This is a genomic window from Microbacterium sufflavum, from assembly GCF_023091155.1.
Classification (GTDB): Bacteria; Actinomycetota; Actinomycetes; order Actinomycetales; family Microbacteriaceae; genus Microbacterium; species Microbacterium sufflavum.
Genome location: NZ_JAHWXK010000003.1, coordinates 52,507 through 73,569, shown reverse-complemented (window position 1 = coordinate 73,569; position 21,063 = coordinate 52,507). Strand labels below are relative to the sequence as shown.

23 protein-coding genes and 1 tRNA gene are annotated in these 21,063 nt (G+C 71.4%); 14 read left to right on the top strand and 10 right to left on the bottom strand.

Features of this window, described 5'->3' with window-relative positions; all coding sequences use genetic code 11:
* Positions 1 to 52: 52 nt before the first annotated feature.
* From KZC56_RS16480 to KZC56_RS16470, 3 genes are all read right to left on the bottom strand, one after another.
* Positions 53 to 1,048: a hypothetical protein gene (locus tag KZC56_RS16480; protein ID WP_247639037.1), complete on the bottom strand. Its 996-nt coding sequence runs from the start codon at positions 1,046 to 1,048 to the stop codon at positions 53 to 55.
* 81 nt (positions 1,049 to 1,129) lie between these two features.
* Entirely contained in the window at positions 1,130 to 1,822 is a 693-nt protein-coding gene (locus KZC56_RS16475) for a phosphocholine cytidylyltransferase family protein (protein WP_136030312.1), read from the bottom strand.
* Between the two features lie 71 nt (positions 1,823 to 1,893).
* Complete coding sequence (locus tag KZC56_RS16470) at positions 1,894 to 2,982, bottom strand: hypothetical protein (protein WP_247639036.1); 1,089 nt, start codon at positions 2,980 to 2,982, stop codon at positions 1,894 to 1,896.
* A gap of 133 nt (positions 2,983 to 3,115) precedes the next feature.
* On the opposite strand from KZC56_RS16470, the gene KZC56_RS16465 reads away from it, so the two are divergent.
* From KZC56_RS16465 to KZC56_RS16455, 3 genes are read left to right on the top strand one after another with little or no spacing between them, the layout of a single operon-like run.
* A complete protein-coding gene (locus KZC56_RS16465) occupies positions 3,116 to 4,270 on the top strand; it encodes an ABC transporter ATP-binding protein (RefSeq protein ID WP_308194378.1) in 1,155 nt (384 codons plus the stop codon).
* Positions 4,246 to 5,811, top strand: coding sequence for a hypothetical protein (locus tag KZC56_RS16460; RefSeq protein WP_136030619.1), 1,566 nt, complete (start codon positions 4,246 to 4,248; stop codon positions 5,809 to 5,811). The genes KZC56_RS16465 and KZC56_RS16460 overlap by 25 nt, the downstream gene beginning before the upstream one ends.
* Positions 5,812 to 5,851: 40 nt before the next feature.
* Positions 5,852 to 6,118 (top strand): DUF3039 domain-containing protein, encoded by a 267-nt coding sequence (locus tag KZC56_RS16455; RefSeq protein WP_028503536.1) that lies wholly within the window; start codon positions 5,852 to 5,854, stop codon positions 6,116 to 6,118.
* A 2-nt stretch (positions 6,119 to 6,120) separates the two neighbouring features.
* Here the strand turns inward: KZC56_RS16455 and KZC56_RS16450 are convergent, their stop codons facing one another.
* Positions 6,121 to 7,446, bottom strand: coding sequence for a nicotinate phosphoribosyltransferase (locus KZC56_RS16450; RefSeq protein ID WP_247639035.1), 1,326 nt, complete (start codon positions 7,444 to 7,446; stop codon positions 6,121 to 6,123).
* A gap of 61 nt (positions 7,447 to 7,507) precedes the next feature.
* Here KZC56_RS16450 and murI point away from each other — a divergent pair, with 61 nt between their 5' ends.
* The 4 genes from murI (at position 7,508) to KZC56_RS16430 (ending at position 10,734) form a co-directional block, all read left to right on the top strand.
* Complete coding sequence (gene murI / locus KZC56_RS16445) at positions 7,508 to 8,344, top strand: glutamate racemase (RefSeq protein WP_136030623.1); 837 nt, start codon at positions 7,508 to 7,510, stop codon at positions 8,342 to 8,344.
* A gap of 32 nt (positions 8,345 to 8,376) precedes the next feature.
* Positions 8,377 to 9,114, top strand: a complete 738-nt coding sequence (gene rph / locus KZC56_RS16440) for a ribonuclease PH (protein WP_136030625.1) — start codon at positions 8,377 to 8,379, stop codon at positions 9,112 to 9,114.
* Entirely contained in the window at positions 9,111 to 9,710 is a 600-nt protein-coding gene (gene rdgB, locus KZC56_RS16435) for an RdgB/HAM1 family non-canonical purine NTP pyrophosphatase (protein ID WP_247639034.1), read from the top strand. Before rph ends, rdgB begins: the two co-directional genes overlap by 4 nt.
* 103 nt (positions 9,711 to 9,813) lie before the next feature.
* Positions 9,814 to 10,734, top strand: coding sequence for a cation diffusion facilitator family transporter (locus KZC56_RS16430; protein WP_247639033.1), 921 nt, complete (start codon positions 9,814 to 9,816; stop codon positions 10,732 to 10,734).
* A 15-nt stretch (positions 10,735 to 10,749) separates the two neighbouring features.
* On the opposite strand, the gene ligD is transcribed toward KZC56_RS16430, so the two are convergent.
* Entirely contained in the window at positions 10,750 to 12,738 is a 1,989-nt protein-coding gene (gene ligD, locus KZC56_RS16425) for a non-homologous end-joining DNA ligase (protein WP_247639032.1), read from the bottom strand.
* A gap of 57 nt (positions 12,739 to 12,795) precedes the next feature.
* Here ligD and ku point away from each other — a divergent pair, with 57 nt between their 5' ends.
* Positions 12,796 to 13,605: a non-homologous end joining protein Ku gene (ku, locus tag KZC56_RS16420; protein WP_136030633.1), complete on the top strand. Its 810-nt coding sequence runs from the start codon at positions 12,796 to 12,798 to the stop codon at positions 13,603 to 13,605.
* A 24-nt stretch (positions 13,606 to 13,629) separates the two neighbouring features.
* Here ku and KZC56_RS16415 read toward each other — a convergent pair whose 3' ends face one another.
* The 5 genes from KZC56_RS16415 to KZC56_RS16395 all read right to left on the bottom strand — a co-directional run bounded on the left by KZC56_RS16415 (position 13,630) and on the right by KZC56_RS16395 (position 16,844).
* Entirely contained in the window at positions 13,630 to 14,394 is a 765-nt protein-coding gene (locus KZC56_RS16415; protein ID WP_247639111.1) for a DedA family protein, read from the bottom strand.
* 78 nt (positions 14,395 to 14,472) lie between these two features.
* Positions 14,473 to 14,554, bottom strand: a tRNA-Leu gene (locus tag KZC56_RS16410).
* A 66-nt stretch (positions 14,555 to 14,620) separates the two neighbouring features.
* Positions 14,621 to 15,202, bottom strand: a complete 582-nt coding sequence (locus tag KZC56_RS16405; RefSeq protein ID WP_247639031.1) for a DUF2238 domain-containing protein — start codon at positions 15,200 to 15,202, stop codon at positions 14,621 to 14,623.
* The gene (locus KZC56_RS16400) at positions 15,199 to 16,047 is read right to left on the bottom strand and encodes an endonuclease/exonuclease/phosphatase family protein (protein ID WP_247639030.1); all 849 of its coding nucleotides are present in this window, start codon (positions 16,045 to 16,047) and stop codon (positions 15,199 to 15,201) included. The genes KZC56_RS16405 and KZC56_RS16400 overlap by 4 nt, the downstream gene beginning before the upstream one ends.
* On the bottom strand, positions 16,044 to 16,844 hold the full coding sequence (locus KZC56_RS16395; protein WP_247639029.1) for a glycosyltransferase family A protein: 801 nt from the start codon (positions 16,842 to 16,844) through the stop codon (positions 16,044 to 16,046). The genes KZC56_RS16400 and KZC56_RS16395 overlap by 4 nt, the downstream gene beginning before the upstream one ends.
* 141 nt (positions 16,845 to 16,985) lie before the next feature.
* Between KZC56_RS16395 and KZC56_RS16390 the strand changes: the two genes are divergently transcribed.
* The 6 genes from KZC56_RS16390 to KZC56_RS16365 all read left to right on the top strand — a co-directional run bounded on the left by KZC56_RS16390 (position 16,986) and on the right by KZC56_RS16365 (position 21,038).
* The gene (locus tag KZC56_RS16390; RefSeq protein WP_247639028.1) at positions 16,986 to 18,176 is read left to right on the top strand and encodes a TadA family conjugal transfer-associated ATPase; all 1,191 of its coding nucleotides are present in this window, start codon (positions 16,986 to 16,988) and stop codon (positions 18,174 to 18,176) included.
* A complete protein-coding gene (locus KZC56_RS16385; protein WP_247639027.1) occupies positions 18,173 to 19,030 on the top strand; it encodes a type II secretion system F family protein in 858 nt (285 codons plus the stop codon). Before KZC56_RS16390 ends, KZC56_RS16385 begins: the two co-directional genes overlap by 4 nt.
* Positions 19,027 to 19,965 (top strand): type II secretion system F family protein, encoded by a 939-nt coding sequence (locus KZC56_RS16380; protein ID WP_247639026.1) that lies wholly within the window; start codon positions 19,027 to 19,029, stop codon positions 19,963 to 19,965. The genes KZC56_RS16385 and KZC56_RS16380 overlap by 4 nt, the downstream gene beginning before the upstream one ends.
* 66 nt (positions 19,966 to 20,031) lie before the next feature.
* A complete protein-coding gene (locus KZC56_RS16375; RefSeq protein WP_136030645.1) occupies positions 20,032 to 20,211 on the top strand; it encodes a hypothetical protein in 180 nt (59 codons plus the stop codon).
* A gap of 1 nt (position 20,212) precedes the next feature.
* Positions 20,213 to 20,614 (top strand): TadE/TadG family type IV pilus assembly protein, encoded by a 402-nt coding sequence (locus KZC56_RS16370; RefSeq protein ID WP_247639025.1) that lies wholly within the window; start codon positions 20,213 to 20,215, stop codon positions 20,612 to 20,614.
* Positions 20,604 to 21,038: a TadE family protein gene (locus tag KZC56_RS16365; protein ID WP_247639024.1), complete on the top strand. Its 435-nt coding sequence runs from the start codon at positions 20,604 to 20,606 to the stop codon at positions 21,036 to 21,038. Before KZC56_RS16370 ends, KZC56_RS16365 begins: the two co-directional genes overlap by 11 nt.
* Positions 21,039 to 21,063 lie beyond the last annotated feature (25 nt).

Sequence of the window (21,063 nt, the reverse complement as noted above, 5' to 3'; positions counted from 1 at the left end):
ATGCTCGGCACAACGGGTCGGGCGATCCTTTGGTGAGGTGCGCGCCCTGCCGTCACCGCTCGGCGGTGTCCGCACCCGGACGCTCGGGCAGGCTGTGGTCGCCCGCGACCTCGCCCTCGCCCTCGTCGAGCGCCGCGACCGCGTCCCCGCGACGTCGCCCCGCGACCTCGCCCACGCGGTGGCCCACCCAGCCCGCTCCACGAGCGACCGTTCCGGCTGCGCCCGCGACCGCGTTGCCGGCGTAGCGGGCACCGCGGAGCATGCGCAGCTCCAGCTTCTCCGCACCCGGCACCGGCTCCAGCTCCGAGGGAAGATCGACGGGGGCTGCCCCGAACGCCCGGTGTGAGGTCGTCAGCACGCGGCGGCCCAGGAGGTGGTTGCCTGCCCCGCCGATCGCCGCGCCGATACCGAACGGCATGGCTTTGCCGACGAAGGACGCGCCGCCCTTCGCCGCGAACTGCTTCACGAACATGCTCTTCAACTGATCGACCAGCGGGCCGACGGCAGCACGAGGCAGCGACTTGGTCACGAGTTCGCCCCAGTACGCCGAGCGGCTGACCCCGCGCCCCGCGATCTGTCCCGCCAGCTGACCGACCAGGTCGACGCCCTCCTTGCCGAGCATCAACGTCATCACCAGCGCCCGCGCGCGGTCGGGGTTCCCGACAGCGATCCCATGGACCTCGGCCACCGACTGCGCGAAGAGCGCCGTCGACTCCACGAAACCGACCGTCTCCACGCCGGACAGCGCGAGTGTGACGCCGGTGCCGATCCCGGGGACCACCGCGGTCGCACCGACGGCGGCGCCGCCGGCCGTGACCGCCGCGAGGTACCGCCGCTCCAGGATGCGGATGATCTCCGCGGGCGTGGCGTGCGGGTGGCGAAGGCGGATGCTCCGGATGTGCGCCAGGACGAGCGGTCGCTGGATAGAGAGAACGCGGTCGAGGCCGCGCACCATCATCGGGTGTTCGGGTGAGCCGGTCGGCGGGATGCCTTTGTCCCACGGGGCGTCATCCGGCAGGGAGTGGATCTTGTGCACCTTGGGGGCCATGGCGCCGATCCTACGGAATTCCACCGCGAAAACACCGAGAGCCCCGGTCCGCGGGGGACAGGGGCTCTCGGTGTCGTGGAATCAGACGAAGAGGTTCGCGCGCTCCAGGTCTTCTGCGAAGTCGACCTCGACCGCGTAGAGGTCCGAGACGTCCATCGGCTCGAGCAGCAGGCCGTCTTCGGCGATCGCGAGCTCGAGGCCGCGCTCGAAGTAGTCCTGGTCCTCGACGCGCTGCAGCTGACGCATGAACGCCTTCTTCTCGCGGGACGAGATGTAGTTGATGCCGACTGCCTCGCCGAGTCCGCCCTTGACGGTCTTGGACAGCTCCTTGATGTAGCCCTCGGCCGTGACCGTGTACTTGACCTCTTCGTCGCTCACCTTGGCGGTGTTGACGGTCACGAACGACTGGTCGCGCTCGATGTACTCCACCGCGCGGCCGAGGATCATCGGGTCGAACACGACGTCGCCGTTCATCCAGAGCACCCCGCCGCGGCCGGTGGCGCCGAGCGCGCGAAGGAGGCTCTTCGACGTGTTGGTCTCGTCGTAGCGGTCGTTGTGGACGTAGTTCACGTTCGGGAACGCCTCGATGATCGTCTCGGCGCGATAGCCCACCACGGTGGTGATGCGCGCGTCAGAGCCGAAGGCGGCGCGGATGTTGTCGTGCTGCTGGCGCATGATCGTGCGGCCGTCGTTGAGCTCGGTCAGCGGCTTGGGCAGCGCGCGGCCGAGTCGAGAGCCCATGCCGGCTGCGAGGATGACGGTCTGAAGAGTCACGAGTGCTCCTAAAGGAAGTTGTGTTCACGGCCGGTTCACCGACCAGACACTTCGTCGTGCCGGGAATCATGCTAGCGATTCCGCCTGGGAAGCCCGGGGCCCAGAGGTCCCTGTTGCCATTTCGTGACCGAGTACACACGCAACGCACAGCCTCGGCAACCCCCTTGCATTCCTCCTCGCGTTGCGGTCTGCATGTCGGATTGTCGCGTGGGGCCTTGGCTGGAAGCCGCCCATTGATACCGTAGGACGGTGACTTCCTCCCCTGACGACCGCACCGCCGAGGTGGACACGAACGAGACCCCTTCGGGAACGCCCGACGCGAGTGCGTCAGCGGCGGAGAGCGCGAAGAAGGCGACCGCCGCGACCGCGGCCAAGAAGCCACGTGCGCCTCGCCGCAGCACCACCACCGTGAAGAAGGCGACGGGCGGGGCGGCGGTGAAGAAGAGCGCCGACGAGAGCGGCGCGACGCCACAGCCCACGGGCGCGAAGACGGCGGCATCGAAGACGTCGGCAGCGAAGACGATTGCGTCGAAGACGTCGGCAGCGAAGACGTCAGCATCGCAAGGCGCGGGATCGAAGGCCTCGTCATCGAAGGCCACGGCATCGAAGGCTGCGGCAGCGAAGACGACGGCAGCGAAGGCCACGGCAGCGAAGACGTCAGCATCGCAAGCCGCGGGAGCGAAGGGCTCGTCATCGAAGGCCTCGTCATCGAAGGCCACGGCATCGAAGGCCACGGCATCGAAGGCTGCGGCGTCGAAGGCGGCGGCGAAGACCTCCGCATCGGCGAAGAGCGTCAGCGCAACGGCGGCACCGGCCAAGGCGGCCGCAGAAAATGCCGCCGCGTCGCTCGAGGTCGTGGTGGAGCCGACACCCAAGGGCAGCGTTGATGCTTCAGCCGTGGCGCCCGCAGCGCGCAGCGCCGATGCGGCGCGACTCGCGGCGGCGAGGAACACGGCAGCGCGCACACCCGCGCGACCCCGACAGGCCGGCGCCTCCCGGGCGGCGGCGGTGAAGAACGCGGCGGCCACGCCGACGTCCCCACGGGCGGCGACGTCCACAGCGACCGCTGCGAGGACGGCGGCGGCGAAGGCGGCGGCGGCCAAGTCGGCAGCGGCGAAGAGCACGGCGCGCTCCGCGTCGGCGAAGACGGCGGCGGCCAAGACGGCTGCCGCGAAGGCCGCAGCCGAGAAGGCCGCAGCCGAGAAGGCCGCAGCTGAGAAAGCCGCGGCTGAGAAGGCCGCAGCCGAGAAAGTCGCAGCCGAGAAAGTCGCAGCCGAGAAAGTCGCAGCCGAGATGGCGGCAGCCGAGCAGGCGACGCACGAGGGGACCGGCGAGGAGGCGGCGGCCGACGGGGCTGCCGCGCTCGAGACCGTCACGGAGACGCCCGCCGTGGACGGTGAGGGCGTCGCGATTGCGTCCGCCACCGCGGTGGCGGACGACACGGTAGCTCCGATGTCCGCCGGCTCTGTGGGTGAAGCGGCGTCCGATGATCCGGGCGCGGACACCATCGTCGCAGAGCTCGAGCCGACCGCCGAGAGCACAGCCGTTCCCGTGCCCGCCGATGCGGTGGAGCCCGTGCCGAACCCCACAGCCGACGCGCTGACGGACGACTCCGTCGTCGTCGTCGATCCGGAGACCTCGCAGGAGCCGCCGCTGCGTGCCGAGGGTTCCCGTGAGGACCAGCCGAGCACCGAGGCGATCCGCATCCGCGGCCTGGTGAAGCAGTTCGGCGACAACCGCGCCGTCGACGGCATCGACCTGTCGGTGCCCGCCGCCTCGTTCTACGGGATCGTCGGACCGAACGGTGCGGGCAAGACCACCACGCTCTCGATCGTCGCGGGGCTGCTGCGCGCCGACGAGGGGAGCGTCGTGATCTGCGGCATCGACCAGGCCGTCGACCCTCTCGCCGCCAAGCGCGTCATGGGAGTGCTTCCCGACCGCCTTCGCACCTTCGACCGCCTGACCGGCCGACAACTCCTCTACTACTACGGACTGCTTCGCGGGCTGGCGGCTGACGTCATCGAGAAGCGCGCCGCGGATCTGGCTCGCGCCTTCGATCTCGGAGACGCGCTCAACCGCGTGGTGTCGGACTACTCCGCGGGTATGACGAAGAAGATCATGCTCGCCGGTGCGATGATCCACTCGCCCCGCGTGCTGGTGCTCGACGAGCCCTTCGAGTCGGTCGACCCCGTGTCATCCGCCGTCATCCTTGACATCCTCCGCGCCTACGTCGCCCACGGGGGCACCGTGATCCTGTCGAGCCACGGCATGGACCTGGTCGAGCGGGTGTGCTCGCGTGTGGCGATCATCGTCAACGGCGAGGTGCTCGCGGAGGGGACGATCGACGAGGTCCGCGCGGGGCAGACCCTCGAATCGCGCTTCGTCGAGCTCGCGGGCTCCAGCGGCGAGGTGGAGGGGCTGGAATGGCTGCACACGTTCTCCGACTGAGGTTCGCGCTCCTCCTCGGCGCACTCCGCGGTGAACGCCGGATCCGCACGCTGCTGTCCTTCGGGGCCGTCGTCGCCGTGACGGTCGTGGTCTGCGTCGCGGTGTTCAGCCTGACCGACGCCTCCGTGCCGGTCGCCAGCGCGGTCACCGTGCTCGGCGGTGCGGCGGTGCTGCTCGGCTTCCTCGTGGGGCCGCTGCTGGTCGGGGCGGTGGACCAGCTCGACCCCCGTCGGTTCGCGGTGTTCGGCGTCGACGAGCGCCGACTGCCCTGGGTGCTCATGCTCGCCTCGCTGGTGAGCGTGCCGAGCCTCGCCCTTCTCGCCGTCTATGCCAGCGTGTGCATCGTCGCGATCGAGGCGGGCGCGCCGTGGCCACTCGCGGTGATCATGTCTCTGCTCGGCCTGTTCATCACGGCCCTGATCGCCCGGATCGGCATGGCGCTGAACGCGATGCTGCTCCCGGAGCGTCGATCGAGGGAGCTCACCGCCCTGTTCGCGCTCGCCCTGATAGTGATCGCATTCCCCGTCGCCGTGTTCCTCGGTTCGTTGCGATGGGACGGTGACGTGCCCGCGTCGATCGCGACGCTCACGTCGGTGATCGGTGTCACTCCGTTCGCTGCGGCTCCGGCCTCTGCGTTCGCCGCGGCGGCAGGAGAGACCGGGACGGCGTGGGCGAGCGGTGCCGTCGCGGTGGTCACGGCCATCGCCCTCGCCCTCGTCTGGGCGTGGTTCGTCCGTCGTCTGCTGACGACCACCGAGCGGCCCGTCACGGCACGGGAGCGCACGGGCCTCGGCTGGTTCGGCCTGCTGCCGTCCAACGCTTTCGGAGCGATCGCGTCGCGCAGCCTCGTGTACTGGCTGCGGGACCGTCGCTACATCATGAACGTGATCGTCGTGCCCGTCGCCGGGGTGCTGACGGTGCTGCCGCTCATCGTCGCCGGTGTCCCGATCGAGATCGCGGCCCTCATCCCGGTTCCGGTGATGGCGCTGTTCTTCGGCTGGCTGCCCCACAACGACATCGCCTACGACTCGACCGCGCTGTGGACGCACGTGGCGAGCGGGGTACGCGGCCTTCCCGACCGCCTCGGACGGCTCGTCCCGGTGCTCCTCGTGGCCGTCCCGGTGCTCGCGATCGCGGTGCCGCTGTCGTTGCTGCTCGTGGGGAGCTGGACCCTCCTCCTTCCGCTGGTGGGTCTCGCGGTCAGTCTTCTGCTGTGCGCCCTCGGCATCTCGAGCGTGGTGTCGGTGGTCGCACCGTACGCGGTGTCGCGACCCGGGGACAGCCCCTTCCAGCAGCCACAGCGGCCGACGTCCCACGGTGCCTACGGCCCCGCCGCGGCGTTCCTCGGATCCATCGTCCTGAGCGTGCCGACGATCTGGCTCTTCGCCGCCACGATCGTCTCCGGTTCGGCGTTCGCGCCCGCGGCGTTCTGGGTGGGGCTGTTCACCGGCGCGATCGTGCTCGTCGCCGGGGCTGTGCTCGGCGGGCGCATCTTCGAGCACAGCGGAGAGCGGCTCATGGAGTTCGTCGAGACCGCGTGACGGCCGCCCACCGGCCCCACGACGCGGCTAGAATCGCGGAATGAGTACTCCGCTGGACAGCCCCGATCAGGGCGGCGTGGCAACGCTTGATCGCGAACTGGAAGAGCTCCTCCGGGAGGAGAACCTCGAACCGGGCGACCACGAGCGCTTCTCGCACTACGTGAAGAAGGACAAGATCCTCGAGTCCGCGATCACCGGGAAGCCGGTGCGCGCTCTCTGCGGCAAGAAGTGGACGCCGGGCCGCGATCCGGAGAAGTTCCCGATCTGCCCGACGTGCAAGGAGATCTACGAGTCGATGGTCGGCTGACCTCAGTCGGCCTCGAGGTAGACGGTCGGGATCGCCGGGTCGGACTTGCTGAGCGCCAGGGCGCGCACCGGCAGCTCCTCGCGCACGCGAAGGTGATGTGCGCGGGCGGCCGCCGTCCCGGCGACACCCTCGTGCGCGGTGTCGATGTCGCCGTCCTCGACGAGAGTGACCTGGAGCGGTCGGCCGTCCACGTGCTCAGCGGGTGTGTCGAGTTCCTCGAACCCGTCGGACACGACGACGGTCTCCGCCGTCGCGACGCCGTCGGACAGCGTCCGGAACGCTGCCTTCCGCCCCCCGAACGACGCCTTGTCGGCGGAGGCCTTGGCCACCCCGATCCAGGCTCCGTCGGCATCCTGCCGCGCGACCAGCTTGTACACCATGCTCGCAGTGGGGTAGCCGGACCCGGTCACGACCGAGGTGCCGACGCCGTACGCGTCGACGGGTGACGCGGCGAGAGCGGCGATCGCGTACTCGTCGAGGTCGCTGGTGACGGTGATGCGCGTGCCCGTCGCTCCCAGCTCGTCCAGCTGTGCGCGGACCTCGGCGGCCACGATCGGCAGGTCACCGGAGTCGATCCGGACGCCGCCCAGCTCGGTTCCTGCCACGCGGATCGCCGTCTCGACGCCGCTGCGGATGTCGTACGTGTCGACCAGCAGGGTGGTGTCGACGCCCATGCTCGCGACCTGGGCGCGGAAGGCGTCCTCCTCGGAGTCATGCAGCAGCGTCCAGGAGTGCGCCGCCGTGCCCATCGTGGGGATGCCCCACGTGCGGCCGGCCTCCAGGTTGCTCGTGGCGGTGAAACCCGCGATGTAGGCGGCGCGGGCCGCGGCGACGGCGGAGCGCTCGGCCGCACGGCGAGATCCCATCTCGGCCAGCGGTCGCTCACCGGCCGCGATGCTCATGCGCGCCGCGGCCGTCGCGACCGCGGAGTCGTGGTTGAGCACGCTCAGCGCGAGGGTCTCCAGGACGACGGCATCCGCGAAGGATCCCTCCACCGTGAGGATGGGGGAGCCGGGGAAGTAGAGCTCGCCCTCGCGGTACCCGCGGACCGAGCCCGTGAAGCGGTAACGCTCGAGGTGGGAGAGCGTCTCGGTGTCGACGACCTGCTCGTCGCGCAGGAAGCGCAGCTCGTCGTCGCCGAACCGGAAGTCGCGGAGCAGGCTCAGCAGGCGCCCGGTGCCCGCGACGACGCCGAAGCGCCGGCCGCCGGACAGCCGACGCGAGAACAGCTCGAACACGCTCGGACGGAACGCGGTGCCGTCCCGGAGCGAGGCGGCGAGCATCGTGAGCTCGTAACGGTCGGTGAGCAGCGCCGTCGACGTGGTCATCCGCCCAGCATAGTGAGCCGCGATACGCGGGCCCTGCCGCGCGCGGGTAGGCTGGGGAGTCATGAATGACGCGCCGATCGGGATCTTCGACTCCGGTGTCGGCGGGCTCACGGTGGCCAGGGCCATCCGCGCCCAGCTGCCCAGAGAATCCTTCGTCTACATCGGCGACACCGCGCACTCGCCCTACGGCCCGAAGCCGATCGCCGACGTGCGCCGCTACGCTCTCGAGGTGCTCGACACCCTGGTCGACCAGGGCGTGAAGATGCTCGTGATCGCCTGCAACACGGCCTCGGCGGCGATGCTGCGCGATGCGCGCGAGCGCTACGACGTCCCGGTGGTGGAGGTCATCGGCCCCGCGGTGCGCCGAGCCGTCTCGACCACGCGCAACGGCCGGGTCGGCGTGATCGGCACGGTCGGCACGATCGGCTCCCGCGCGTACCAGGACATGCTCGAGGTGAACGAGCGCCTGCAGGTCTTCACGGCCGCCTGTCCGCGGTTCGTCGAGTTCGTTGAGGCCGGGGTCACCGGAACCCCGGAGGTGCTCGCCGTCGCGGAGGAGTACCTCGCGCCGCTGCGAGAGGCCGACGTGGACACGCTCGTCCTCGGCTGCACGCACTACCCGTTCCTCCGGGGTGCCATCAGCTACGTGATGGGCGAAGGCGTGACCCTCGTGTCGAGCGATGACGAGACGGCCGGCGACGTCTACCGTCAGCTCGTGCGCGGCGATCTGCTGGCCCCTGCGGATGCCACCGCCACCTACGTCTACGAGGCGACGGGCGACTCGGCCGACGATTTCACCGCGCTCGCCAACCGGCTGATGGGCCGCGAGGTGCGCGACGTGCAGCTCGTCCACACCGGCGTCATCACCCTCCCCGACCCCGCGCTCGACGCGCGCTGATCCGCTCGCCCGTCCCGAACCGAGAGAAGCCCATGACCGACATCGTCCGTGCCGACGGCCGTTCCGCCTCGCAGCTGCGCGAGATCACCATCGAGCGCGGCTGGAGCGCGCAGGCCGAGGGATCGGCCCTGATCAGCTTCGGGGGCACCAAGGTGCTGTGCACCGCCTCGTTCACGAACGGCGTGCCGCGCTGGCTCACCGGCAAGGGCAAGGGCTGGGTGACGGCGGAGTACGCGATGCTCCCGCGCGCGACCAACAGCCGCAACGACCGCGAGAGCGTGAAGGGTCGCATCGGCGGTCGCACGCACGAGATCTCGCGGCTCATCGGCCGTGCCCTGCGCGCCGTGGTCGACACCAAGGCGCTCGGCGAGAACACGATCGTGATCGACTGCGACGTGCTGCAGGCCGACGGCGGCACCCGCACGGCGGCCATCACGGGCGCCTACGTCGCCCTTGCCGACGCCATCGAGTGGGGCCGCGAGAAGAAGTTCATCGGGCGCAACTCGACGCCGCTGCTCGACTCGGTCGCGGCGGTGTCGGTCGGGATCGTCGACGGCGAGCCCCTGCTCGACCTCGCGTACGTCGAGGACGTGCGCGCCGAGACCGACATGAACGTGGTCGTGACCGGTCGCGGCCTGTTCGTCGAGGTGCAGGGCACCGCCGAGGGGGCGCCGTTCGACAAGCGCGAGCTCGACGCGCTCCTGGAGCTGGGACTCGCGGGCTGCGAAGACCTGAAGGCGCGGCAGCTCGCGGCGCTGGCGGGGGAGTGACCGTGCGCGTCGTCCTGGCGACCCACAACCCGCACAAGGTCGAGGAGTTCCAGCAGATCGTCGCCCAGGCCAGGCCCGACCTGGAGGTGGTCGGCTACGACGGCCCCGAGCCCGTGGAGGACGGCGTGACCTTCGCGGAGAACGCGCTGCTCAAGGCCAGGGCGGCCGCCGCGCACACCGGGCTTCCGGCGCTCGCCGACGACTCGGGCATCTGCGTGGACGTGCTCGGCGGATCACCCGGTGTCTTCTCCGCGTACTGGGCCGGACAGAAGAAGGACGCGGTGGCGAACCGGGAGCTGCTGCTCGACCAGCTCCGCGACATCGCCGACCGGCACCGAGCCGCACACTTCACGTCGACGATCGCGCTCGTGGTCCCGGGTGGGGCCGAGCACGTGGTCGAGGGGATCTGGCCGGGACGGCTCGCGCACGCGGCGTCCGGCGACGGCGGCTTCGGCTACGACCCCGTGTTCGTCCCGGACGGCCAGGACGCGGGAGCCGAGCGCACGGTCGGGGAGTTCACCGCCGAGGAGAAGCAGGCGCAGTCGCACCGCGCCCGCGCCTTCACCGCCCTGGTGCCCCTGCTCGCAGGACTCTGACCTGGGCGGCCGCGGAGAAGTCCTGCTGACGGTGAGAATCGTTACCCTTCCCGACTAGCCAGGATCGGCCGTTCCGGGGCGATCCCCGGTCTAGCCTGGAGGCATGCACGATCACGCGCCCGCGCCCGGCGGTCTCCGCTCGGCGAGCAGCAGACGCCTGCTCGCCATCTCGTTGACGCTGACCGCCACGGTCATGATCGTGCAGGTGGTCGGCGCTCTGCTCACCGGATCGCTGGCGCTGCTCGCCGACGCGGCCCACATGTTCACCGACGCCTCCGCGCTCGTGATCGCGCTCATCGCGGCCACCGTCGCCGCCCGACCCGCGGACGACCGTCGGACGTTCGGCTACCAGCGCGCCGAGGTCTTCGGCGCGCTGATCAACGCGGTGATCCTGATCGCGCTGGCCACCGTGGTGGCCGTCCAGGGGGTCGAGCGCCTGCTGAATCCGAACACGGTGGAGGTCGCCGGCGGTCTCATGCTCGTCGTCGCGGTCGTCGGCCTGGTGGCCAACGCCGTGTCGATGTGGCTGCTCAGCCGAGCCCAGAAGACCAGCATCAACGTGCGCGGGGCCTACCTGGAGGTGATGGGCGACCTGCTGGGTTCGCTGGCCGTCATCGTCGCGGCCGCCGTGATCCTGCTCACGGGCTGGATGCCGGCCGACGCCATCGCCTCGCTGTTCATCGCGGCCATGATCATCCCGCGGGCGATCTCGCTGTTGCGCGAAGTGTTCTCGGTGCTGTCCGAATCGGCCCCGAAGGGCACGGCCGTCAGCGAGATCCGCACACACCTGCTCGGCTATGCAGGGGTGATCGGCGTGCACGACGTGCACGTGTGGCAGCTCACGCGCGGAGCCCCGGTGTTCACCGCCCACGTGAGTGTGGAGCCCGCACTCCTGGCGGACGGGCGCTCCGCCGCTCTCCTCGCCGAGATGCAGTCGTGCCTCGCCGACCACTTCGACGTGGCGCACTCCACCTTCCAGATCGAGCCAGCCGAGCAGTCGGACTGCGAGCCGCACCACGCGTGACGCGGCGGGCGGCGCTCACTCCTCGACGGTGATCTCGTCGGGGGTCTTGTCCGGCCGGAGGCCCCGCCACCGCGCGTGACGCAGGATGCCGTCCGGTGTCCAGTTGCCGAACTCGACCTCGCCCACGAGCTCCGGTCGCACCCACAGCGCGTCCGAGGCGTCGGGCCTCGGCACGCCGTCGAGCGGCGGAGCGGACACCCGCAGCGGCTCGAGGCGCGCCATCAGCTCGCGGAGCATCCGGTCGCTGAACCCCGTGCCGACCCGTCCCACGTAGCGCAGTTCTCCCTCGTCGGGCACGGCCAGCAGCAGGGACCCGAGCGTGCCGTCGCGTTCGCCCTTGCCCGGACGGATGCCCACGATCACGGCCTCCTGCATGCGCGTGTTCTTCAGCTTGAGCCAGGACGGTGAGCGGACGCCGGGGCGGTAGCGGGACGCGGGGTCCTTGACCACGACGCCCTCAAGACCGAACTCGTCGCTCGCGCCGAGGGCCGCGTCCACGTCGTCGAACACCGGCGGCACCTGGACCGGCGCCTCGAGGTCGGCGACCAGGTCTTCCAGCAGCGTGCGGCGTTCGCGCAGCGGCATGCCCGTGAGGTCGTGCCCGTCGAGCCGGAGCAGGTCGAACAGCATGTAGACGACGGGCGTGCGCACCACCTCGCGCTCGATCTCGCGCGGGCGGGTCAGGTGCATCCGGTTCTGCAACAGGGAGAAGCTCGGCCGTGCGTGGGCGTCGAACGCGACGATCTCCCCGTCGACGATCGCCTCGTCGACCGGGAGGAACGGCGCCCCGTCGGCCGTGAGCTCGGGGTATCGCGCGGTGATGTCGGTGCCGCGCCGGGCGTGGAGCAGCATACGGCCGTCGCGCCAGGTGCCGATCGCCCGGATCCCGTCCCACTTCACCTCGACCCACGACGGGGAGCTGAGGCCCCGAGCGAGCGCCGGCGTGCCGGTCTCGGCGAGCATCGGGTCGAGCGAGGGCAGTGTGGTGCCCGCGGTGGGCGCGGCGGCGGTGGCCAGCGGGCGCCGCTTGCGGGCGGGGGACTCGGCCGGCCGGGATGTGGCGGCGACCGCGGACTCGCGCGCGGGAGGCGCCGCGACCGGAGCGGCGGTGTGGGTGGACGGGTGGAGCGATGCGAGCGGATCGATACCCGAGGCGGCCCGTGCCAGCACCTCGTCGAGTTCGAGGTGCGCGAGCCCCGGATCGTCGAGCTCGTCCCACGTGCGCGGCGCCGCGACCCACGGCCGCTCGCGCCCCCGCAGCGAGTACGGCGAGATCGTGGTCTTCTTGGCGTTGTTCTGGCTCCAGTCGAGGAACACGCGCCCGCCGCGGACGGCCTTCGACATCACGCTGGTGGCGAGGTCGGGGTGCTCGTTCTCGATGATGCGGGCGAGCTCCTTCACGACCGCGGAGACCTCGGCGCTTGTCTGTTCCCCTGGCAGGGCGGCGTAGAGGTGGATGCCCTTGCTGCCGCTGGTCACCGGGAGCGGATCGAGCCCCATGCCCTGCAGGAGCACCCGGGCCAGGCGGGCGACCTCGGCGCACTCGGGCAGTCCGACGCCCGGACCGGGATCGAGGTCGAGCACCAGGCGGTCGGGGCGTCCGGGCAGACCGTCCGCCGTGAACCGCCACTGCGGCACGTGCAGCTCGATCGCGGCCACCTGGGCGAGCCACACCAGCGTCGGCACGTCGTCGACCAGCGGATACTCCTTCGGTCCGTCGGAGTGCTGGATGGCCTGGCGGGCGATCCACTCCGGGGCGCCGGGTTCGAGCTGCTTCGTGAAGAACGCGTCGGCCGGGGCCTCTGCGGTCCCCACCCCCTCTACCCAGCGCTTCCGGGTGACGGGGCGACCGTGCAGGAGCGGCAGCAGCTGCGGCGCGATCGCGGTGTAGTAGGCGATGATCTCGCCCTTGGTGGTGCCGGTGGCGGGGTACACGATCTTGTCGAGGTTCGTGACGCGCAGCCGTCGGCCGTCGATCTGCACGACCTGCGCCTCTCCCACCATGGGCCCAGCGTAGTCAAGGGCTGGTCGTGACAGGTGGGGCTGGTGTCTACTGGTGGGATGAGGACCATCTGGAAGGGCGCGCTGACGTTCGGGCTCGTGAACGTCCCGGTCAAGGTGTACTCGGCGACGGAGGACCACGACGTGCCGCTGCATCAGGTGCACGACAAGGACGGCGGGCGCATCCGCTATCAGCGCACGTGCGAGGTGTGCGGCGAGACCGTCGCGTACTCCGACATCGACCGCGCCTACGTGGAGGACGGACAGACGGTCGTGCTCACCAAGGACGACCTCGCGGCCCTCCCGGCGGAGAAGAGCCGGGAGATCGACGTGGTCGAGTTCGTGCCGTCCGACCAGGTCGACCCGCTCACGCTCGACAAGCCCTACTACCTCGAGCCGGATTCGAAGTCGCCCAAGGCGTACGTGCTGCTGCGCAAGACGCTCGAGCAGACCGACCGCACGGCGATCGTGCGCTTCACCCTGCGGCAGAAGACGCGACTCGCGGCGCTGCGCGTGCGGGGCAAGGTGCTGGTGCTGCAGACGCTGCTCTGGTCGGACGAGGTGCGCGAGGCGGAGTTCCCCTCGCTCGACGAGGACGTGCGGATCTCGAAGAAGGAGCTCGAGCTGTCGTCCTCCCTGGTCGACAGCTACTCCGCCGACTTCGACCCCGAGGAGTTCGTCGACGAGTACCAGAAGGAGCTCCGGACCCTGATCGACGCGAAGATCGACGCGGGGGAGACCTTCGATGTCGCGGAGACCTTCGGAGACACCGAGAAGGCGGCGGACGGCGGCGAGGTGATCGACCTCATGGAGGCCCTGCGGGCGAGCGTGGCGCGGTCGAAGGAGAAGCGCGCGAAGAGCGCCGGCTGACCGTGCCGGACCCGGTGGACCGGGTCAGTGCTTGCCGTCGCCGTCCAGGTCGGGCGCGCGGTCGAACACCTCGGGACCGAGGGCGAGCTCCTCGGCCTCGCGGTGGTCGGTCACCACATCCTCGCCCGCCGCCGCGGCCTTCTTCGCCTTGTGACGCTCCGTGAGGTAGTGCCACAGCGTGACCGCGGCCGTGCCACCGACGGCGATCAGGAGGATCACGTCGATGTAGTCGACGACGAGGTCGCGCACCCAGGGGATGTACGCGATCAGGTAGCCGACCATCGTGAGTCCGAAGCCCCACAGCATCGCGCCGATGAGGTTGTAGAGGGTGTAGCGCCGCCACGGCATGTGGCCCACGCCGGCCGCGACCGGGGCGAAGGTGCGCACGATGGGGACGAAGCGGGCGAGGATCACGGTGATGCCGCCGAACCGCTCGAAGAAGGCGTTGGTGCGCTCGACGTTCTTCCTGCTGAAGAGGCCGGACTCCTTGCGTTCGAAGATGGCCGGACCGCCCTTGTGGCCGATGTAGTAGCCGACCTCGCCGCCGATGAACGCCGACAGCGCGATGAGGAGCGTGACGACCCAGATGTTCACGCCGAAGACGTTGCTGGTGTGGGTGAGCAGCCCGGCGATGATCAGGAGCGTGTCACCGGGGAGCAGGAAGCCGACCAGGAGCCCGGTCTCGGCGAACACGATGAAGCACACGACGAGCAGTGCCCAGGGCCCTGCCGCGGCGATGATCGTCTGCGGATCCAGCCAGGGGATGAGGGCGGTCGGTGCGTGCAGCATGCTTTCGAGCACGGAAGGAGTCCCGTCGGTCGTGAATTGTCGGCGGTAGTGCGATGAGGGATGCCACAGCACCCGTCGTGCGGAAGGTGGGACTTGAACCCACACGCCGTGAGGCACAGGAACCTAAATCCTGCGTGTCTGCCAATTCCACCACTCCCGCGCGGTGGGTTCAGTCTACTGACCCGGGCCGAGCTCCACTCTGGGGATCGGCCCGCAGTTTCCCGTCTCAGCGGCGCGGATCGCGCTCGAGTCCGACCACCGCGACGACGGCTCCCGCGACCAGGGCGCCGAGCCCGCCCATCGCCATGTCCCCGATCGTGTCCTCGTAGGTGACGAAGATCTCCGTCGTGATGAACGTGCGGCCCGCCCACTCGACCATCTCCCACAGCGCGCTGGCCGCGAGTCCGATGAGCGGGCAGACGACGAGCGGGAGACGCGGGCGGAACGCGGGGGAGCCCTGGGGAGGGACGATGCCGAGGCGCGAGAGCACCACGTAGCCGGTGGCGGCGATCACACCCGTGCAGAGGAAGTGCACCACGAGGTCCCAGCCCGGCAGCGAGCGGTACAGGTCGAACACGTTGCTCACGGCCGCGATCAGCACGATCGCTCCGACCGCGAGGTCGGCTCCCCCGCGCAAGCCGAGCGCACGGGGCAGCATGAGCGCCGGGAGCGCGAACGCCAGCACGCCCGCGTCGGTGGGGGTCGACCAGATCGCCGCGACGATCACGCTCAGCACGCCGATCGCCCGCACGGCGTCGGCCGCGTACTCGGCGACGGTGCAGGGCGGGCGGAGGAAGTCGTCTTTCATGCGCCCTCCCCGAGGGGACCCGGTGCCGGCGGAGCGAGGTCGACCAGGGCCTGAACCGGAAGGTGGTCCGACGGCCAGCCGCCGCCGTGCTGCCGCGGATCGATCCCCGCCCGGACCACGTGCACCTCCGCGGACGCGAGGATCGCATCGATGCGTCGGCCGACCCGGGGTGTCCGGTAGTGCGCGAACGTGCCCCACGCCGGCGTCGCCCTGGTGTCTGCCACACGCCAGGTGTCGCGCAGCGCCCCGTCCGCGGTGAGTGCCCGCCACGGCGCCGAGCCCTCGGCCGCGTTGAGGTCTCCGGTGACGACGACCGGAGTCCCCGCTGCGACCGCCGCAGCGTGCACCTCTGCGGCCTGCCGCCTCCGGGCCCACGGCGAGAACGCGTCCAGGTGCGTGTTGAGGAGCGTGAACTCGACCCCGCAGCGCCGGTCGCGGAACCGCGCGCCCACGACGACCCGCGGCAGGACGCTCGTCCACGCGATCGAGCCCGGCACCTCGGGACGGTCGGACAGCGCGCGCTGCCATCCGTCGAGCAGCTCGAGCCGCTCCCTGTCGTAGAACACCGGGCATCCCTCGCCGCGGGGACCGGGACGCCGACCGTGGCCGATCGAGCCGTATGCGGGGCCGAGGGCCGCCCGGATCGCACGCGCCTGCGTGGGCAGGGCCTCCTGCACCGCGAGCACCGTCGGCTGCTCGGCGCGCAGCATCGCGGCGACGTGGTTCCGGAGGGCGCTCCAGCGATCGGCCGCCCGCACCGCCAGCACACCGAGGTCGCGGCGCACGTTGACGCTCATGATCAGCAGCTCGGTGTCGCGCGGACGGCCGAGGAGCGGCGCGCTCACGACCGCCACCTCGCCGGAGCGGCGACGCCGAGCCGATGCAGCGTGCGGCGCAGGGCCAGCCGCGTCCACCGCACGGGCGGGAAGTCCTCCGGCCAGTGGATCAGTACCGTGCGGACGCCGCGGTGCACGCGGCGGGCGAACGAACGGCCGCTGTGGAAGGGACGCATCGAGATGCCCATCCCCGCCTCGCGCGCCCAGCGGATGCGGTGGCGTTCGCCGAGGTGGAACGCGAGGTCGAGGTCGTCGTGCACCTCGGGGTCGTCGCGGTGCACGCGGTCGCGCACGTCGCGCCACGCCCAGCGCCGGAGCGCGAGGTTCGAGCCGAACAGCGGTGCATGTCCGAGGGCGCTGCCGCACACCAGGGCGTAGGCGAGCAGATACGCGGTCGCGAGCGGGCGGCGCAGCGGTCGCGGTCCGTCGAGGAAGAGCGCGCCCCCGGTCCACGCCGCGACCCCGGGGTCGCGCACGCAGGCCGCGAGCATGACCTCGACCCACTGCCGGTCCGGGATGCAGTCGGCATCGAGACGCAGGAGCACGTCTCCCGACGCGGCGTCGTAGCCGGCTGCGCTCGCCGCGGCTGTGCCGGGCGTCGCGCAGTGGATGAGCCGCACGCCATGAGCGGACGCGACCGCGCCGGACGCGTCGGTGGAGGCGTTGTCGACCACCAGGATCTCGTCCGGGGCGCGCGTCTGCGCGGCGAGCGCCGTGAGGCAGCGGTGCAGTTCGGCGGCGTCGTCCTTTACCGGGATCACCACCGTGACGGTGGGGTCGGGGGTGGCTGGTGTGGCGCGCTGCACGTCGTCTCCTCGCGGCTCGTCGGCCCAGCGTAGGCGGCGGGTGCGACCTGCCGCGACACGGTTGACAGCGCCCGGGGCTGGTCGATAGGGCGGTGTGGATAACTCCGGAGGGGCCGCGGCGATCCTTGTCAGGATGCTCGGGTGATCCATCCCTCCACGGCCATCGCCGAACACGTCCGTCGTCGCCTGCGTGCCGAGGGCGTCGACCCGGCCGACGACCCGGAGCGTGCGAGATCCATCGCGCGCTCGGAGGTGCGGCGCTACGACGATCTCGCGCTGGCGCGCGGGGCGGAGCCCGTGGACGACGAGAGCGCGTGCATCAGGGAGGTGCTCGCCGCGATCGGCGGCTTCGGGGTCCTGCAGCCGCTCCTCGATGCGCCGGACATCGAGGAGATCTGGGTCAACGGCGACGGCGGCGTGCACGTGGCCCGCGGCGGCGCATCCGAGCGCACCGGCCTGCGCCTCGACGAGACCGTCGTGCGCGACCTCGTGGAGCGCATGCTGCACTCCTCGGGACGCCGGGTCGACATCGGCCAGCCGTTCGTCGACGCGTCGCTGCCCGACGGCTCTCGGCTGCACGTCGCGATCGCCGACGTGGTGCGCGGCGCGTGGAGCGTGAACATCCGCAAATTCCTCACCGGGCACCGCACGCTGGACGAGCTCGTCGCGCAGGGCTCGCTGCCGCCTGCGACGGCGGCGGAGCTGGCGACCGCCATGCGCGAGGGGGCGACCGTGATCGTGTCCGGGGCGACGCACGCGGGCAAGACGACGATCCTCGGGGCGCTTCTCGCGGCGTGCGCGTCGTCTCAGCGCATCGTCACGGTGGAGGAGACCTTCGAGCTCGCGGTCGGCGGGCCCGACGTGGTGGCGTTGCAAGGCCGGCAGCCCAGTCTGGAGGGCACGGGGGAGATCACCCTGCGACGGCTGGTGAAGGAGGCGCTGCGCATGCGCCCGGATCGGCTCGTGGTCGGCGAGGTGCGCGACGCCGAGGCTCTCGACCTCGTCCTGGCGCTCAACACCGGCGTGCCGGGGGCGTGCACGGTGCACGCCAACAGCGCGGTCGAGGCGATCGAGAAGCTCTGCCTGCTGCCCCTGCTCGCCGGACGGAACATCGACCGTGGCTTCATCGCTCCCGCCCTGGCATCCGCGATCGACCTCGTGGTGCACTGCGAGCGGGATCGGGAAGGACGACGCCGCGTCCGCGAGATCCTCGCCCCGTCCGGCGAGGTCCGCGACGGTCGCGTGCAGTGCCGGACGGTGTACGACGCGACCGCGGAAGCGCGGGACCGGGTGGCATCGTTCGCGGACCTCGTCGGGGGAGCACAGGCGTGAGCGTGCTGCTCGGGGCGATGCTGGCGGCGGGCCTGCTCCTGGTGCTCTCGCCCTGGCTCTGGCCGGCGGAGCGCCGGGCGCCGCGTGCGATTGCTCAGGGGCGCCTCACACGGCTCGGGGAGGAGGCCGGTTTTCCCGCGCTTCCCGCCTCGGCGCTGATCGCCGCGATCGCTGCGGCGGCCCTCATCGCCGGGTCGATCGTCTGGCTCATGACCGGGGTCGTGGTGCTCGCCGCGCTGGCGATCCTCGCGGGAGGGGTCGCCCCCGTCGCCTTCCTGCGCGGCCGGAGGCGGCGGCTGCGGCGACTGCGGCGGCAGCTCTGGCCCGACGTGTGCGATCTGCTGATCGCGTCGATCAGGGTCGGGCTGTCGCTCCCGGACGCGGTGGCGTCGCTCGGCGAGTCCGCACCGCCTGCACTCCGCCCCGCTTTCCGCACGTTCGCTCGGGACCTGGAAGGCAGTGGCCGGTTCGAGTCGAGCCTCGACCGGCTGAAGGATGCGCTGGCCGACCCGATCGGCGATCGCATCGTCGAGACGCTGCGGATGGCGCGGCAGGTCGGGGGCACCGAGCTGATCGGGGTGCTGCGGGCCCTGTCGGCGTCGGTCAGGGCGGATGCGGCGCTGCGCGGAGAGGTCGAGGCGCGGCAGTCGTGGATCCGCGGGGCCGCGGTGCTGGGGGCGGTCGCGCCCTGGGTCATCCTGACGCTGCTGGTGCTGCGACCCGAGGGAGCCAAGGCCTACGGCACCCCCGAGGGGGTGGTGGTGATCTGCGTCGGCGCCGTGGTGTCGGTCGCGGCCTTCCGCATCATGGTCCGCATCGGGCGTCTCCCCGAGCCGCGGCGGTGGTTCGGATGACCGGGATCACGGCGCTCGCGGCCGCGGTCCTGCTGGGCGGCGGTTTCGCGGCCGGGGTCCTCCTTCTGCTCGCGCGGCTGCCTCGGTGGCGGGCGGCACCGCTGATGTCTCGGATCGCCCCCTACGTGCGCGACGTGGTGGACGATGAGCGGCTGCCGGCGACGGCGCTTCCGGGCGTCGGACGCCTCCCCGCGCACCGGAGCTCGCCGGGCGAGCGGGTGCGCGATGCCCTCGAGCGTCTGGTGGGCGACGGCGACGTGCTGCGCAAGCGCCTGGCGCAGGCGGGGTCGGCGCTGAGTCCTGTCGCGTTCCGGGGCAGACAGCTCGCCTGGACGCTGGCGGGCATCGCGACCGGTGCGATCGCGGTGATCGTGCTCGTGCTCACCGGTCGCTGGTCGGTGCCGGTCGGCGTGATCCCGGTGCTCGCCGGCACGACGGCCGCGATCGGCTACGACATGCAGCTCTCCGCCCGCGTCAGGGCTCGGCGCACGCGGCTCGCCGACGAACTGCCGACGACCCTCGAGTTCCTGGCGCTGTGCCTCTCGGCCGGCGAGAGCTTCCTCGACGCGGTGCGGCGCGTGGCCGGGGTGGGGTCGGGTGAGCTGACCGGGGAACTGCGCCGCGTCGTGCTGGAGGTGGGGACCGGGTCGACGCTCGCGGAGGGGCTGGGCGATATGGCCGCACGGCTGGAGCTGCCCGGCCTCTCGCGCGCGGTGGACCAGATCGTCGCCGCACTGGAGCACGGAGCACCGCTGGCCGCCGTGCTGCACGCCCAGGCCGGGGACGCGCGCGAGGAGGCCAAGCGCACCCTCATCGAGCAGGCCGGGCGCAAGGAGATCCTGATGCTCCTGCCGCTGGTCTTCCTGATCCTGCCGCTGTCGGTGGTGTTCGCGATCTATCCCGGGCTGTTCATCCTGCGGCTCGGCCTCGGTTGACGCGCCGGGCGCACGGCCTGTGGATAACCGCGGACGCGGGTGGGCGCTCCCGGGCAGACTGACGGCATGATCACACGCCTGCGTTCTCCGCTCCGTGCCCTGGCCGACGACGAGAGGGGAGACGTCCCCGGCTGGGTGCTCGTGACGCTCATGACGGCGGGGTTGGTCGTGGTGATCTGGGCGGTCGCGGGGCCCGCGCTGACCTCGCTGTTCGAGCAGGCGATCCAGCGGGTGTCGGGTCTCTGACGTGCCCCTCCGTGCGGCCGTGATCGAAGACCGCGGGTCGAACCCGGTGGAGTTCGTCCTGGTCGGCACGCTCCTCACCGCCCTCACCCTCGCGGTGCTGCAGCTGGCGCTCGCGGTCTACGTGCGCAATGTGGTGCACGACGCGGCGGTGGAGGGCGCCTACTACGCCGCCCTCGCAGACGTCTCGCTCGGCGAGGGGAAGCAGCGCACGCAGGACGTGATCACCCGCGCGATCGGCCCCGCCTACGCGGAGGACGTCGCCGTCGGGACATCGCGCCTCGCCGGCCGGGAGTCGGTCGACGTGCGGGTGAGGACCAGCCTGCCGGTGTTCGGCCTGATCGGCGTGCCGTACGGGCTGCAGGTCGAGGCTCACGCACCGGCGGAGTCGTTCGATGCGGGATGATCGCGGCTCGAGCTCCCTGGAGTTCATCGCCGCCGGGGTTCTGATGCTCGTGCCGCTGCTGTATCTGGTGATCGTGCTCGGCTCCGTTCAGGAGCAGACGCTGGGGGTCGAGGCCGCCGCCCGGCACGCGGCGCGCGTGATCGCGACCGCTCCCGACGCGAGGACGGCCGCCTCCCGGGGCGATGCGGTGCTGTCGAGCATCGCATCGCAGTACGGCATCGACGACGACGACGTGCAGTTGACCGTGAGGTGTCGTCCGGAGGGTGTTCCGTGCCCCTCCGCCGGTGCGACCGTCATGGTCTCGGTCGCCACCAGCGCCCGCCTGCCGTTCGTGCCCGCGGTCCTGGGCCTGGACAGAGCCGTGTCGGTGCCGATCGAGGCCGTGTCGGCGCAGAAGGTGTCGCGTCAGTGGGGTGCCGAGTGAGGGCGGGGGACGCCGCCCGGGGCAC

Bases quoted from the DNA above. Each gene is read 5' to 3' on its own strand.
- KZC56_RS16405 (WP_247639031.1), bottom strand. From the start codon at position 15,202: ATGAAAGACGACTTCCTCCGCCCGCCCTGCACCGTCGCCGAGTACGCG.
- KZC56_RS16380 (WP_247639026.1), top strand. From the start codon at position 19,027: ATGACCGGGATCACGGCGCTCGCGGCCGCGGTCCTGCTGGGCGGCGGT.
- KZC56_RS16480 (WP_247639037.1), bottom strand. From the start codon at position 1,048: ATGGCCCCCAAGGTGCACAAGATCCACTCCCTGCCGGATGACGCCCCG.
- murI (WP_136030623.1), top strand. From the start codon at position 7,508: ATGAATGACGCGCCGATCGGGATCTTCGACTCCGGTGTCGGCGGGCTC.
- KZC56_RS16430 (WP_247639033.1), top strand. From the start codon at position 9,814: ATGCACGATCACGCGCCCGCGCCCGGCGGTCTCCGCTCGGCGAGCAGC.
- KZC56_RS16460 (WP_136030619.1), top strand. From the start codon at position 4,246: ATGGCTGCACACGTTCTCCGACTGAGGTTCGCGCTCCTCCTCGGCGCA.
- ku (WP_136030633.1), top strand. From the start codon at position 12,796: ATGAGGACCATCTGGAAGGGCGCGCTGACGTTCGGGCTCGTGAACGTC.
- KZC56_RS16365 (WP_247639024.1), top strand. From the start codon at position 20,604: ATGCGGGATGATCGCGGCTCGAGCTCCCTGGAGTTCATCGCCGCCGGG.
- KZC56_RS16465 (WP_308194378.1), top strand. From the start codon at position 3,116: ATGGCGGCAGCCGAGCAGGCGACGCACGAGGGGACCGGCGAGGAGGCG.
- ligD (WP_247639032.1), bottom strand. From the start codon at position 12,738: ATGGTGGGAGAGGCGCAGGTCGTGCAGATCGACGGCCGACGGCTGCGC.
- rph (WP_136030625.1), top strand. From the start codon at position 8,377: ATGACCGACATCGTCCGTGCCGACGGCCGTTCCGCCTCGCAGCTGCGC.
- KZC56_RS16450 (WP_247639035.1), bottom strand. From the start codon at position 7,446: ATGACCACGTCGACGGCGCTGCTCACCGACCGTTACGAGCTCACGATG.
- KZC56_RS16455 (WP_028503536.1), top strand. From the start codon at position 5,852: ATGAGTACTCCGCTGGACAGCCCCGATCAGGGCGGCGTGGCAACGCTT.
- KZC56_RS16415 (WP_247639111.1), bottom strand. From the start codon at position 14,394: ATGCTGCACGCACCGACCGCCCTCATCCCCTGGCTGGATCCGCAGACG.
- KZC56_RS16375 (WP_136030645.1), top strand. From the start codon at position 20,032: ATGATCACACGCCTGCGTTCTCCGCTCCGTGCCCTGGCCGACGACGAG.